Source organism: uncultured Jatrophihabitans sp., from assembly GCF_964246335.1.
Taxonomy (GTDB): domain Bacteria; phylum Actinomycetota; class Actinomycetes; order Mycobacteriales; family Jatrophihabitantaceae; genus Jatrophihabitans.
Genome location: NZ_CAXTQF010000084.1, coordinates 1 through 13076 on the forward strand (window position 1 = coordinate 1; position 13076 = coordinate 13076).

The 13076-nt window shown below is 71.4% G+C and carries 14 protein-coding genes; 10 read left to right on the forward strand and 4 right to left on the reverse strand.

Features of this window, described 5'->3' with window-relative positions:
- The 6 genes from ACFFCN_RS17025 to ACFFCN_RS17050 form a co-directional block, all read left to right on the forward strand.
- Positions 1-425: FtsX-like permease family protein (locus tag ACFFCN_RS17025; protein ID WP_375493573.1), on the forward strand; the 425-nt coding region annotated here is incomplete at its 5' end.
- Positions 422-1345, forward strand: a complete 924-nt coding sequence (locus ACFFCN_RS17030; RefSeq protein ID WP_375493575.1) for an ABC transporter ATP-binding protein — start codon at positions 422-424, stop codon at positions 1343-1345. The genes ACFFCN_RS17025 and ACFFCN_RS17030, both read left to right, overlap by 4 nt.
- A complete protein-coding gene (locus ACFFCN_RS17035; protein WP_375493577.1) occupies positions 1342-1965 on the forward strand; it encodes an ATP-binding cassette domain-containing protein in 624 nt (207 codons plus the stop codon). The genes ACFFCN_RS17030 and ACFFCN_RS17035 overlap by 4 nt, the downstream gene beginning before the upstream one ends.
- Before the next feature lie 28 nt (positions 1966-1993).
- Positions 1994-3259, forward strand: a complete 1266-nt coding sequence (locus ACFFCN_RS17040) for an alpha/beta fold hydrolase (RefSeq protein WP_375493578.1) — start codon at positions 1994-1996, stop codon at positions 3257-3259.
- Positions 3216-4214: a D-2-hydroxyacid dehydrogenase family protein gene (locus tag ACFFCN_RS17045; RefSeq protein WP_375493580.1), complete on the forward strand. Its 999-nt coding sequence runs from the start codon at positions 3216-3218 to the stop codon at positions 4212-4214. Before ACFFCN_RS17040 ends, ACFFCN_RS17045 begins: the two co-directional genes overlap by 44 nt.
- A gap of 32 nt (positions 4215-4246) precedes the next feature.
- Positions 4247-5857 carry a phytoene desaturase family protein gene (locus ACFFCN_RS17050; protein WP_375493582.1) on the forward strand — a complete coding sequence of 537 codons (1611 nt, stop codon included), beginning with the start codon at positions 4247-4249 and terminating at the stop codon, positions 5855-5857.
- Positions 5858-6035: 178 nt separating this feature from the next.
- Here ACFFCN_RS17050 and ACFFCN_RS17055 read toward each other — a convergent pair whose 3' ends face one another.
- Positions 6036-6482 (reverse strand): SRPBCC family protein, encoded by a 447-nt coding sequence (locus tag ACFFCN_RS17055; RefSeq protein WP_375493583.1) that lies wholly within the window; start codon positions 6480-6482, stop codon positions 6036-6038.
- 98 nt (positions 6483-6580) lie between these two features.
- Here ACFFCN_RS17055 and ACFFCN_RS17060 point away from each other — a divergent pair, with 98 nt between their 5' ends.
- Together ACFFCN_RS17060 and ACFFCN_RS17065 are read left to right on the forward strand one after the other, a co-directional pair.
- Positions 6581-7777, forward strand: a complete 1197-nt coding sequence (locus ACFFCN_RS17060) for a zinc-dependent alcohol dehydrogenase (RefSeq protein WP_375493596.1) — start codon at positions 6581-6583, stop codon at positions 7775-7777.
- 31 nt (positions 7778-7808) lie between these two features.
- A complete protein-coding gene (locus ACFFCN_RS17065) occupies positions 7809-8693 on the forward strand; it encodes an SDR family NAD(P)-dependent oxidoreductase (RefSeq protein ID WP_375493584.1) in 885 nt (294 codons plus the stop codon).
- A gap of 6 nt (positions 8694-8699) precedes the next feature.
- Here the strand turns inward: ACFFCN_RS17065 and ACFFCN_RS17070 are convergent, their stop codons facing one another.
- Complete coding sequence (locus tag ACFFCN_RS17070) at positions 8700-9065, reverse strand: hypothetical protein (protein WP_375493586.1); 366 nt, start codon at positions 9063-9065, stop codon at positions 8700-8702.
- Between the two features lie 35 nt (positions 9066-9100).
- On the opposite strand from ACFFCN_RS17070, the gene ACFFCN_RS17075 reads away from it, so the two are divergent.
- The gene (locus ACFFCN_RS17075; protein WP_375493588.1) at positions 9101-10012 is read left to right on the forward strand and encodes a WcbI family polysaccharide biosynthesis putative acetyltransferase; all 912 of its coding nucleotides are present in this window, start codon (positions 9101-9103) and stop codon (positions 10010-10012) included.
- Positions 10013-10018: 6 nt separating this feature from the next.
- Here ACFFCN_RS17075 and ACFFCN_RS17080 read toward each other — a convergent pair whose 3' ends face one another.
- Positions 10019-11200 carry a zinc-dependent alcohol dehydrogenase gene (locus ACFFCN_RS17080; RefSeq protein WP_375493590.1) on the reverse strand — a complete coding sequence of 394 codons (1182 nt, stop codon included), beginning with the start codon at positions 11198-11200 and terminating at the stop codon, positions 10019-10021.
- A 139-nt stretch (positions 11201-11339) separates the two neighbouring features.
- On the opposite strand from ACFFCN_RS17080, the gene ACFFCN_RS17085 reads away from it, so the two are divergent.
- Entirely contained in the window at positions 11340-12404 is a 1065-nt protein-coding gene (locus tag ACFFCN_RS17085; RefSeq protein ID WP_375493592.1) for a uroporphyrinogen-III synthase, read from the forward strand.
- Here ACFFCN_RS17085 and ACFFCN_RS17090 read toward each other — a convergent pair.
- Positions 12380-13076: nuclease-related domain-containing protein (locus ACFFCN_RS17090; RefSeq protein ID WP_375493594.1), on the reverse strand; the 697-nt coding region annotated here is incomplete at its 5' end. The two genes, ACFFCN_RS17085 and ACFFCN_RS17090, sit on opposite strands and share 25 nt — an antisense overlap.

A 13076-nucleotide genomic window follows, 5' to 3' on the forward strand; every position in this document is an offset into this window, starting at 1 on the left:
GGTTGGCGAGCACCGTCCTGCTCACCGACGCGCTGGCCGCCGCGGTGCTCGCCGCGGGCGGCGCACTGGCCGCGCTGGCCGGCGCCGCCCGCCGACGCCGCTTCGAGTACGCGGCGCTCGGTGTCGCCGGCGCGTCGCGGCGCAACCTGTACGCGGGACTGGTCATCGAGCAGGCCGCCGTGCTGCTGTTCGGTGCCGTCGCCGGGGTCGTCGCCGGCGTCGTCGCGGCGGCGCTGGCGCTGCGCAGCCTGCCGGAGTTCGTCACCGTCCCGGCGTCCATCACGCTGTCCTACCGGCTGCCCGCCGGCACGCTCGTCGTGTTCGTCGTCGTGGCCGTACTCGTGCTGTTCGCCCTCGCGGCCGCGACGAGCGCAGGGCTGCTCGCCGGGGCGTCGCCCGAGCGGCTGCGGGAGATCGAGGAATGACCGCGATCGACATCGACCTCGACTACGCGGGCGCCCAGGCGGCCCCCGAGCCGGTGGTGCGCTGCGACAACCTCGTGCACGTCTACGGCGTGCCGGGATCCGAGGTCGCGGCGCTGCGCGGCATCGACCTGCAGGTACGTGCGGGCGAGATGGTCGCGCTGCTCGGGCCGTCGGGGTCGGGCAAGTCCACGCTGCTGTGGCACCTCGCCGGCCTGTTGCAGCCGACGGCCGGCACCGTCCACGTGTGCGGCAGGCAGCTGTCGACGCTGAACAACCGGCAGCTCGCCGACCTGCGCAAGCGCGACGTCGGCGTGGTGCTGCAGAACGCCGGGCGCAACCTGCTGCCCTACGTCAGTGCCCTCGACAACGTGCGCGCCGTGCGCCGCGAGCTGACCGCAGAGGCCCTGACGCCGCATGAACTGCTCGACGCCGTCGGTATCGGCTCGCTGGCGCACCGGGCGGCGGCGCGATTGTCCGGCGGCGAGAAGCAGCGGCTCGCGGTGGCCATCGCGTTGGCGAACCTGCCGACGCTGCTGCTGGCCGACGAGCCGAACAGCCAGCTCGACGCCGCGTCCTCGCATGACGTCATCGCGTTGCTGCGCGACGTCAACACCCGCTTCGGCACCACGATCGTCGTCGTCACGCACGACACCGCGGTGAGCGAGACGATGGACCGCACCGTGTCGATCCGCGACGGGCGCATCGGCGCGGCCGGCATGGGCGGCGAGCAGTTCCTCGTCGTCGGCCGGGACGGCAGCGTGCAGTTGCCGGCCGAGCTGAACGATCTTCTGCCGTCCGGTTCGCTGCTGCGCGCCGAGCCCCTGGACGACGGCAGCGCCGGGGTGATCCTGCGCCGGGTGGACGGTGCCGCGCCGAACGACGCACCGGATCACGGCCGGCATCGGCGGCCGGGCACATGACGGTGCAGACGCTGACCGGTTCCGGCCTGGCCGCGCGGCGCGCGGGGCAGGACATCTTCACGGACCTGTCGTTCGAGGCACGGGCCGGCACCGCACTCGCGGTGCTCGGGCCGTCCGGTTCGGGCAAGACGACGCTGCTCGCGCTGGTCGGCGGGCTCGCCCGGCCGGACGCCGGCACGGTGCTGCTGGACGGCGCGCCCATCGACGCGAGCGCGCGACGGCGCATCGGTGTCGTGCTGCAGGGCTACGGGCTGGTGGCGCTGTTGAGCGCGGCGGAGAACGTCGAGGCGGCGCTGCGCGCGTCCGGTATGGCGGCCGAGGACGCCCAGCAGGCGGCCGCCGACGCGCTGGCCGCGCTCGGGCTCGAGTCCCTGGCCGACCATCTGATCGAGGAGCTGTCCGGCGGGCAGCAGCAACGCGTCGCGGTGGCGCGCGCGCTGGCCCTGGCGCCGGACGTGCTGCTGGCCGACGAGCCGACCGCCGAGCAGGACCCGGAGTCGCGCGCCGTCGTGCTCGCCGAGTTGTTCTCGGTGCCGCAACGCGGCGGGATCCTGTTGCTCGCCACGCACGACGCCGAGATCGCCGAGCGCTGCACCGCTTCGGTGCACGTACGCGACTGACGGCGCGGCGTCGGGCAGGATCGCAGGTGTGATCCGTCTTCCCGGTTTCGTCAGCCGCGACCACGTCGTCACCGTGCCGCTGGACCATCGCGATCCCGCCGGCGCAACGATCGAGGTGTTCGCCCGCGAGCTCGTCGACCCGGACAAGCAACACGACGACCTGCCCTACCTGCTGTTCCTGCAGGGCGGACCGGGCGGCCGCTCGCCGCGGCCGGTCGACCGGTCCAGTTGGCTCGGCGTCGCGTTGCAGACGTACCGGGTGATCCTGCTCGACCAGCGCGGCGTCGGCCGCAGCACGGCGATCACGCCGGCGATCACCCGCGACCGCACCCCGCAGCAGGTGGCCGACTACCTCAGCCTGTTCCGCGCCGACTCGATCGTCGCCGACGCCGAGATCATCCGCCGGCAGCTGATCGGTGATCGTCGCTGGGACACATTGGGGCAGAGCTACGGCGGGTTCGTCACCCTCACCTACCTCTCGCAGGCGCCGCAAGGTCTCGCGCACTGCTACGTCACCGGCGGCGTGCCGGGTATCCGGGCCAGTGCCGCCGACGTGTACGCGCGGACGTTCCCGCGCATCGTGCGCCGCTCGCAGGAGTACTACGCGCGCTACCCGCAGGACGAGGCGGTGATGGCGCGACTGATCGACCACGTCAGCGAGCACGAGGTGCTGCTGCCGGACGGCGACGTGCTGACGCCGCACCGGTTGCGCGTCATCGGGTCCCCGTTCGGGATGAGTTACGGCTTCGAGCAGGTGCACTGGCTGCTCGACGACGCGTGGACCGACGACGGACGGCCCGGCGACGAGCTGCATCCGTCGTTCCTCTACGACATGACGACGCGCACCGGGTTCGTCGACAACGTCCTCTACGCGCTGCAGGAGAGCACCTACGCCGCCGGCGCGGCGACGGGGTGGGCGGCGCAGCAGGAGTTCGACCGCCGGCCGGAGTTCGCGGCGGACGCGCGGCCGGTGCTGTTCACTGCGGAGACGATGTTCCCGTGGATGTTCGCCGAGATCCGCGCGCTGCGCCCGTTCGCGCAGGCGGCCGACATCCTCGCCGCCAAGGACGGCTGGCCGGCGCTCTACGACGCGGACCGCCTCAACAAGAACGACGTGCCGTTGTGCGCCGCGGTCTACCACGACGACCTCTACGTCGACGCCGACCTGCAGCTCGACACGATCGCGCACACCGGTAACGCGCGTGCGTGGGTGACCAACGAGTACGAACACGACGGGCTGCGCACCGGCGATGTGCTGCAGCGCCTGCTCGACATGGGCAACGGACGGGTCTGAGGTCGTGCCCACCGTCACCGTCCTGGACGACTACCAGAACGTCGCGCTGACCGTCGCGGACTGGTCGCCGGTGCGCGAGCGATTCGACGTCGACGTCGTCGATGAGCACATCGATGACGAGGGCGAACTGGTCGCTCGGCTCGCCGACAGCGAGGTCGTCGTGGTGATGCGTGAGCGCACTCCCTTCCCCGCCTCCGTACTGAACGCGCTACCGAATCTGCGATTGCTGATCACCACCGGCATGGCGAATGCGGCGCTCGACCTGGACGCGGCACGAGCGCGCGGGGTCACGGTCTGCGGCACGACCGCGGCCGGCAACGCCATGCCGGAGCTGACGATCGGCATGATCATCGCGCTGACCCGCAACTTCGCCGCAGAGGACGCCGCGGTCCGGGCCGGCCGGTGGCAGCACACCATCGGCCCGGGCCTGGCCGGCAGCACGCTCGGCGTGGTCGGGCTCGGCCGGCTGGGTGCGCCGGTCGTCCGGCTGGCGCAGGCGTTCGACATGTCGGTGATCGCGTGGTCGCCGAACCTCACGCCGGAGCGCGCCGCCGAGCACGGGGCGCGCGCCGTCGCCAAGCAGGAGCTGTTCGCGCAGGCCGACGTCGTGACGATCCACATGCCGCTGTCCGAGCGCAGCCGCGGGCTCGTCGGCGCGGACGAGCTCGGCGCGATGCAGCCGACCGCGTACCTGATCAACACCTCGCGCGGCCCCATCGTCGAGGAGTCGGCGCTGCTCGACGCGCTACGCGAGCGGCGTATCGCCGGAGCCGGCCTCGACGTGTACGACGTCGAGCCGCTGCCCGTCGACCATCCGTTGCGCTCGGTGCCGAACACACTGCTGCTCCCGCACATCGGCTACGTCACCACCGATACGTACCGGCACTGGTTCGCGCAGGTCGTGGAGGACATCGTGGCGTGGGACGACGGCAACCCCCAGCGCACCCTCACCTGAGCGCCGGGCGCTCCCCTGGGCAGACTCGTCCTATGGCTACGCGGCGTCGATCCGGTCCGGCACCCGACGTCGACGCGGTGGTCGTCGGCGCGGGGCACAACGGGCTGGTCGCGGCCAACCTGCTCGCCGACCGCGGCTGGTCCGTGCTCGTGCTGGAGGCAGCGGATCACCCCGGCGGCGCGGTGCACTCCGACGACTCGCTGCGGCCGGGCTTCGTCACCGACTGGTACAGCTCGTTCTATCCGCTCGCGGCCGCATCACCGACCCTGCAGAAGCTCGAACTCGAGCAGTGGGGGTTGACCTGGAAGCACGCGCCGGCGGTGCTCGCGCACGTCTTCCCGGACGGCCGGTGCGCGCTGCTCGACCGCGACCGTGACGTGACGGCCGCGTCGCTGGAGACCTTCGGCGCCGGTGACGGCGACTCGTGGCTGCGCGTCGTCGCCGCGTACGAGCGCATCGCCGAACCGTTCCTGGAGTCTGCGTTGAGCCCGTTCCCACCCGTGCGCGCAGCCACCCGGCTGTTCCGCACGATGGGCACGGCGGACGCGATGCGCTTCGCGCGGTTCGCGATGTCGCCGGTGCGTCGGTTCGGCAAGGAGAACTTCCGCGGCGAGGGCGCGACGATGCTGTTCGCCGGCAACGCCCTGCACACCGACCTGCCGCCGGAATCCGCGGGCAGCGCGATCTACGGATGGCTGCTGTGCATGCTCGGCCAGACGGTCGGCTTCCCGGTGCCCGCCGGCGGCTCGCGCGGGATCATCGACGCGCTCGTCGCCCGGCTCACCGCACACGGCGGCTCGCTGCGGTTCGGCGCGCAGGTGACGTCCGTCGACGTCGCCGAGGGGCAGGCACGCGGCGTCCGGCTGGCCGACGGCGAGCGCATCACGGCCGGCGCGGTGCTCGCCGACGTCGCGGCCCCGACCCTCTACACCGACCTCGTCGGCGCGCGACACCTGCCGGACCGGCTCAACGACGACCTGCGTGCCTTCGACTGGGACCATTCGACGCTCAAGCTGAACTGGGCACTGTCCGGCCCGGTCCCGTGGACCGCCCCGGAAGCACGTCGCGCGGGCACGGTGCACCTCGGCGTCGACCTCGACGGCCTGAGCCGCTACGCCACGGACCTCACCACCGGCCGGATGCCCGAGCAGCCGTTCGCGCTGTTCGGCCAGATGACGACGTCCGACGCCTCGCGCTCACCGGAGGGCACCGAGTCCGCGTGGTCCTACACGCACCTGCCGGGCAGCGTCGAGGCCGGCCCCGACGAGATCGCCCGCCAGGTCGAGCGGGTCGAGGCCGCGATCGAGGCGCAGGCACCAGGTTTCGGCGCACTGGTCCTGGATCGCGCCGTCCAGTCGCCGGCCGACCTGAACGCGGCGGACGCCAACCTGGTGCACGGCGCCCTCGGCGGGGGCACGGCGGCGATCCACCAGGAGCTGTTCTTCCGCCCCGTCCCGGGCCTCGGCCGCGCCGACACCGTCGTCGACGGCCTCTACCTGGCCAGCGCATCGGCGCATCCGGGCGGCGGGGTGCACGGCACGCCGGGCGCCAACGCGGCCGCCGCGGCCCTGCGCCGCGCCGGGCACGCCGGCCCGGTGCACCGCGCGGTCGTCGACGCCGCGCACCGCCGCATCTACCGCTGAGCGCTCAGGCGCGGCGACCGCACACCGCGGACACCCACGGGGGTCTGCGCAAACGCCAACTATCCGTCGGTGCAGCGACGGATAGTTGGCGTTTGCCGAGACAGCCGTCGGTAGGTCGTCCGCCGCGCACCGCGCAGTGGCCGACCTGCACCGGAACGCCTACCGCTCAGGTCGAGGTCTACTCGGACGGCACGGCGCGCTGTTCGGCGATCGCGGCCAGCCGGTCGAGCGACTCGGTGTTGCGCCGGACGAGCAACTTCTCGGCGAGCGGGTTGTGCAGCCACTTGCCCGGGCCGGCCACCGGCGTCTCGTGCATCGTCACGTGGCAGCCGCCGTTCGCGTCGGCCAGCTCCAACACCACGCGCGCCTCGCCGATCGGGCGCCCCTTGGCAAGCAGCGCGAGCCGCTCGTCGGGCACCATCTCCTCGACGACGGTCTCGTCCCGGGTCGTGATCGGCCACGAACCGGCGGCGTGGAACAGCCTGCTGCCGACGGCCGGCCAGCCTTGCTCGACGGCACGCATGTGCGACGTCGCGACCACCCAGTTGCTGTACGCCCACCCGTCGGCCAGCACGGCGAACACGCGCTGCCGGGAGGCGGCAATGAATCGTTCGTTGGTCGCCATCGGATCCCCATCCGTTCGGCGGTGATTGCTCCGCGGCGCTTCCGGGCACCTAGCCAACGACGACTAAGAAGCAGCGTCGCTGTGTTTTGGAGCCGGTCATCAAAGCTCTGACTTGGCAAGGCAATGAAAACGTCGCCGTCACGGACGTACCCGATCCGCAGATCCAGGAACCTACCGACGCGATCATCCAGGTCACCTCGACCGCCATCTGCGGCAGCGATCTGCACCTGTACGGCGTGCTCGGCCCCTACCTCAAGCCGGGTGACGTGCTGGGTCACGAGCCGATGGGCATTGTGCAGGAGGTCGGCAGCGAGGTGTCGAACCTGAGCGTCGGCGACCGCGTCGTCGTGCCGTTCAACATCTCCTGCGGACACTGCTGGATGTGCGAGCGCAAGCTGTTCGCGCAGTGCGAGACCACCCAGGTCCGCAGCGAGGGCAAGGGCGCGTCGCTGTTCGGCTACACCTCGCTGTACGGCTCGGTGCCGGGCGGGCAGGCCGAATTCCTGCGTGTGCCGCAAGCCCAGTTCGGCCCGATCAAGATCCCCGACGGCACCCCGGACGAGCAGTTCCTCTACCTCTCGGACGTGCTGCCCACCGCATGGCAGGCCGTGGCGTACGCGGACGTGCCCCAAGGCGGCTCCGTCGCGGTGTTCGGTCTCGGCCCGATCGGGCAGATGTGCGTGCGCATCGCCAAGCACCTCGGCGCCGAGCGGGTCATCGGCATCGACTCGGTACCCGAACGGCTCGCCTTGGCGGCACGCTACGGCGCCGAGACGCTAGACCTGTCCACCGTCGAGGACGTGTCCGCGACGCTGCTCGACCTCGTCGACGGCCGTGGGCCGGACTCCACGATCGATGCCGTCGGTATGGAAGCGCACGGCGGCGCCCCGGGCAGCAAGATCGCCGAGATCGGCCAGAAGGCCACCGGCCTGCTGCCGGACTCCATCGCTCAGAAGATCACCGACAAGGTGGCGATCGACCGGCTCGACGCGATGTACGGCGCCCTGAAGGGTGTACGACGCGGCGGCACCGTCTCGCTCAGCGGTGTGTACGGCGGCGAGGTCGATCCGATGCCGATGATGGAGATGTTCGACCGCGGCATCCAGCTGCGGATGGGCCAGGCGCACGTCAGGCGCTGGATCGACGACGTCCTGCCGCTCGTGCAGGATCCTGCTGACCCGCTCGGCGCGCTCGACCTGGCCACGCATCGGCTGCCGCTCGCCGAGGCGCCCGGTGCCTACGAGATGTTCCGCGACAAGACCGACGGCTGCATCAAGGTCGTGCTTGCGCCGTGACCGGCTTCGAGCACCCCTCGGGTGGTGCAGCATGACCGGCCGCAGCGTGCTCGTCATCGGTGGCTCCAGCGGCATCGGTCTGGCGACGGCGTTGCACATGGGCGCTGCAGGCGACCGGCTGACGCTGGTCGCGCGCGACGAGGTCGGCCTCGCCGCTGCGGAGAAGTCGTGCCGGGAGCACGGCGTCCGGGACGTCTCGACCATCGCCGCCGATATGAGCAAGCGCGAGAACGTCGATCGCGTGATCGCCCAGGTGGTCGACGAGCGCGGCCTCGACGTTGTCGTGCATACCGCCACGGTGATGGGATACGGCACTGTCGAACAGACGCCCGCCGAGATCTTCCTGACCGTCGTCGACACCGCGATCCACGGGACGTTCCATGTGGCACAGGCGGTGCTGCCGCACTTCCGGCGACAGAAGCGCGGCACGCTGGTGATCGTCAACTCGCTGCTGGGCTCGGTGACCGTACCCAACATGGGTGCTTATGCGACCGCCAAGTGGGGCCAGCGTGCAATCGCTCGCACCCTGCAGCAGGAGATCCGCACCGAGCCTGACGTGCACGTGTGCATCGTCAGCCCCGGCAGTACGAACACGCCGATCTACTACCAGGCTGCGAACTTCCTGCCCTACGAGGCGCGACCCCCGATCCCGGTCCTCCAGCCCGAACGCATCGCGGCGGCCATCGCCGGGCTCGCCGACAATCCGCGCCAGCACGTGTCGGTACCGGTGGGCCCGACGAACCCGGTCGTCATCACCGGTTACCGACTACTGCCGTTCGTGTTCGACCGCATCGTCGGCCCGCTGTTCAAGGTCGCAGCGTTGACCCGCAAGCAACAGGGCCCGACCGACGGCACCGTGCTGGCCCCGCACGCCGGCGAGGAACGGGTCTTCGGCCATTGGCCGGACCGCAGCTGAGGCGTTCTACTTGGCGAGCACGAAACCGGCAGTGGCCGACGCGGCCGCCAGCGACGCGCTGATTGCGGCCGGTCGACGAAAGCGCGGGCTGATCGCGACGAACGGCACCATGCTCAAGGCGTGCAGGGTGTCGACGATCGCGCCCAGTACCAGTGTCGACTCCTCCGGTGCTGCCACGGTGATTACGCCCTGCACCAGCTGGCGTGCACCGAGCACCCGCACGACGGCGGCACTCGCCGGACGCCTGTCTGCGGGCGCAAGCGCTGCGGCGAGGCGGCGCGCGCCGATGACGGTCACCGCGCCGACGGCGGCGTTGGCGATGCCGAACCTGACGGACTGCGCCGCGGGCGCGGTCGATGACGTAGCGGGCACGTGTTCAGCTTGCCGTGCCGGGGCATCGCGCTAACGTGACCGGTCACCGTCCCGAGCGGGAGCAGCAGCCCGTCATCGTGTGGGGCAACTGCCAAGCCGCACCGATCGCCGACCTGATGCGCCCCGCGCTGGCCACGGCCGGACTGCAGGTGCTCGACGTCGAGCCCGTCTACCTGCTGACCGCAGATGCCATGGCCGCGATCCGTCCGCTGCTGCAGCGGTGCGCGATCTTCGTGACCCAGCCGGTGCGCGAGGCGGCCTACGGCGGCGGTCGCGGCAGCGACACGGTGATCGAGCAGCTGCCCGACGATTGCGCCGTGGTGCACATCCCGGTCACCTACGACACCAGCGCGTTCCCGTTCCAGGTCTACGGGCACGGCGCGGACGGTGCGCGGGTCAACGCGCCGATCACCGACTATCACGACCTGCGCACCGCAGTCGCGGCCGCGCACGGCATGACGTCGACCCAGGCGGCCGCGTGGTGGCCTGCGCCGTCGACGGACGGCACGCAACACCATGCGGCGGCGTCGCGGGCGGAGTTGCGCCACCGCGAATTGTCTCTCGACGTGCACACATCCGATCTGCTCGACGACCCGGCCGCGCTGTGGACGATGACCCACCCGACCAATGGGCTGCTGGCGCGCAAGGCACAGCGGGTGCTCGAGGTGCTGCACGAGCGCGGGGTGCTCCCTGCCGCGTCGCCCGTCGAGCCCGGCGAACGCGAATACCTCGGCGAACGGCGCGCACCCGTCGAGGCCGCCGTCGCGCAGGCGCTCGGCTGGCCGTCGTCGGCCACCCGCGAGACCTGGACGGTCGACGGCCGTGCCCTGCCGCTCGTCGAACTGCTCGAAGCCCACCTCGAGCTGTATGCGAAACGCCCGGACGTCGTTGCCGACCTGTTGCACCGGCACGCCGAGCGGTTGCAGCTGCTCGGCGTGCCCGTCTGACGTCCCCTACGGCGTGAGGACGACCTTGATGCAGCCGTCTTCCTTCTTCTGGAAGATCTCGTAACCGTGTGCCGCCTCGCTCAGCGGCAGCCGGTGGGTGGCAAACTGCTCGACGCCGAGCGGGTCGTCGTCGGTGAGCAGCGGCATGATGTCCGGCACCCACTTCTTGACGTTGGCCTGGCCCATCCGGAATTGGATCTGCTTGTCGAACATGATGCTGAGTGGCAGCGGATCCGCGGCACCGGCGTAGACGCCGATCAGCGAGACCGTGCCGCCGCGGCGCACGATGTCGATGGCGGAGTTGACCGCGGCGAGCTGGTCGACGCCTGCAGCCTTCGCCGCGGGCGCCGCGATGGCGTCCGGCAGTGCCCCGGTGACCTTCAGCATGGCCTTCGCCATCGGTGAACCGTGCGCCTCCATGCCGACCGCGTCGATCACCGCGTCGGTACCGCGACCGTCGGTCATGTCGCGGATGACGTCACCCAGATCGTCCTGGTGCTCGCGCAGGTCCACGGTCTCGACGCCGAGGGCTGCGGCACGCGCCAGCCGTTCGGGCACCAGGTCGACGGCGATGACCCGCTTGCCCTCGTGGTGCGCGATGCGCGCGGCCATGTCACCGATCGGGCCGAGACCGAGCACGGTCACCGACCCGCCGTCCGGCACGTCGGCGTAGCGCACCGACTGCCACGCGGTGGGCAGCACGTCGGACAGGTAGACGAACCGCTCGTCCGGCGGCCCCTCCGGCACCTTGATGTGGGTGAACTGCGCCTGCGGCACGCGCAGGTACTCTGCCTGCCCACCCGCTACTTCGCCGTAGAGCTTGGAGAAGCCGAACAGTGCCGCGCCCATGCCCTGGTCGCGCACCTGCGTCGTCTCGCACTGCGTGTAGAGCTCCTGGTTGCACATGTAGCAGTGGCCACAGGAGATCTGGAACGGCAGCACCACGCGATCGCCGACCGTGAGGTCGCCGGTCTCCGAGCCGACCTCCTCGACGATCCCCATCGGCTCGTGGCCCATGACGTCACCGGCCGCCATGAACGGCCCGAGCGTCTCGTAGAGATGCAGGTCCGACCCGCAGATGTTCGTGCTGGTGATCTTGACGATCGCGTCGGTCGGTTCCTCGATCTTCGGATCTGCGACGTCCTCAACACGCACGTCGCGCTTGCCCTGCCAGGTAACGGCCTTCATCGACCCCTCCGATGTTCGGTGTTCGCGGCGTATTCCCCCACCGCCGGTCCTCCAAGCCGTACCCGCCTCGCCCAGGTACGCACCAACGGCGAGTCACCTACCCGCAGCCGCCGGCCACGACCTCCGTACCGTTGACGGCGTGCTGCCTCTGGCCGGCTGGAGCGTCGGTGTCACCGCCGCGCGTCGTCGCGAGGAGCTGGGCAACGCGCTGCAACGCCACGGAGCGAGTGTCGTCTACGGGCCGGCGATCCGCATCGTGCCGCTGTCCGACGACACCCAGCTGCTCGAGGCCACCAAACGCTGCCTGACCGCACCGCTCGACTTCGCGGTCGCCACCACCGGCGTCGGCTTTCGCGGCTGGCTGGATGTCGCCGACGGCTGGGGTCTGCAGGAGTCGCTCGTCGCGAGCCTGGACGACGCGACGATCCTGACCCGCGGGCCGAAGGTGCGTGGGGCGGTGCGGGCCGCGGACCTGCGCGAGTCCTGGTCGCCGGAGTCGGAGTCGACGGCCGAGGTGCTGGCGCACATGACCGCCAACTACGAGCTCGCCGGCACGCGGGTCGCGGTACAGCTGCACGGCGACCCGCTGCGCGACCTCGTCGACGGATTGCGCGGCGCCGGTGCCGACGTGATCGAAGTTCCCGTCTACCGCTGGGAGCCGCCGGCCGACCAGGCGCCGCTGCACCGGCTGACCGAACTCGTCGCTTCGGCCGCGGTCGACGCGCTGACCTTCACCAGCGCGCCGGCCGCCGTGAACTTCCTGCGCACCGCCGACGATCTCGACCTCGGCGACGCGGTGCGTGCGGCGTTGCGCGGGCCCGTCCTGTGTGCGGCGGTGGGGCCGGTGACCAGTGGGCCGCTCGTCGCCGCCGACTTACCTGTCGTCGCGCCCACCCGTTTCCGCCTCGGCGCGCTCGTGCGCGAGGTGGTGTCGAAACTGCCACCGCGCGCCGTCGTCGTGCACGCCGGTGGGCGCCGCGTCGAGATCCGCGGCCATGCGGCCGTGGTCGACGACGAGCTCGTCGCCCTTTCGGCGCCGTCCATGGCCCTGCTCGCGGCGCTCGCCGCGCGACCTGGCCAGCTCGTCCCGCCGGACCAGGCGGTGACCGAGGCGGCGGTGGCGCAGCTGCGCACCTCGCTGGGCGACCCGGCGATCGTGCAGACGGTCAACGAGCGCGGCTACCGCCTCGCAATCGACGGGTGATCCGCGCTGGCGAAATCCTGCCGGGCCACCTTGTCCGGCCGCCAGGTGGCGAGGTGTCGCGCGACGGCGTACAGATGCTCGATCGTGTCGTCGTCGAACAGGGTCGGTAGATCGCACAGGTACTTGGGCAACCCGCGCAGCGTCACGACCGACACGTCGGACGGCTGTTCCTCGACGGTGAATCCGCGCTGCGCCCCGGCGAACGCGAGCACGCCGCGCGCCTGCACCGCGATCCCGGCCGCTGCGCTGAGCAGCCGCGAGGCGTACTCGGCCTCGTGCCGGCTGTCGCGCACGTAGGGCTCGTCGGACCCGTTGACCGTCACCGTGTCGCCGCGCACCACGACATCTGCGTCCGGGTGGTTCTCGGTGGTGATGGTCAATACCCCGACCGGGCCGATGACCACATGGTCGATGTCGCTGTCCTGCTCGCCGACCGGCACCGCGTGCAGCACCTTCCAGTGGTCGCCGAGCCGCGCCAGCGCGCGAGCCACATCCGCCTCGCCGCCCGCGCCGACCCGACGCGCACGGTGGTCGGTCTTGGCGCCGACCACGCGGGCGAGGACGGTGCGCATGGGCACGGCATGGCGCACCTCGCGCGTGTGACGTACTTGTTCGCGGTGCGGGCCGGAGGCTATATGACTGTCGGGCAGCGTCACCGTGGTGGTCGCCGGG

Bases quoted from the DNA above. Each gene is read 5' to 3' on its own strand.
- ACFFCN_RS17030 (WP_375493575.1), top strand. From the start codon at position 422: ATGACCGCGATCGACATCGACCTCGACTACGCGGGCGCCCAGGCGGCC.
- ACFFCN_RS17035 (WP_375493577.1), top strand. From the start codon at position 1,342: ATGACGGTGCAGACGCTGACCGGTTCCGGCCTGGCCGCGCGGCGCGCG.
- ACFFCN_RS17045 (WP_375493580.1), top strand. From the start codon at position 3,216: ATGTGCTGCAGCGCCTGCTCGACATGGGCAACGGACGGGTCTGAGGTC.
- ACFFCN_RS17050 (WP_375493582.1), top strand. From the start codon at position 4,247: ATGGCTACGCGGCGTCGATCCGGTCCGGCACCCGACGTCGACGCGGTG.
- ACFFCN_RS17055 (WP_375493583.1), bottom strand. From the start codon at position 6,482: ATGGCGACCAACGAACGATTCATTGCCGCCTCCCGGCAGCGCGTGTTC.
- ACFFCN_RS17065 (WP_375493584.1), top strand. From the start codon at position 7,809: ATGACCGGCCGCAGCGTGCTCGTCATCGGTGGCTCCAGCGGCATCGGT.
- ACFFCN_RS17080 (WP_375493590.1), bottom strand. From the start codon at position 11,200: ATGAAGGCCGTTACCTGGCAGGGCAAGCGCGACGTGCGTGTTGAGGAC.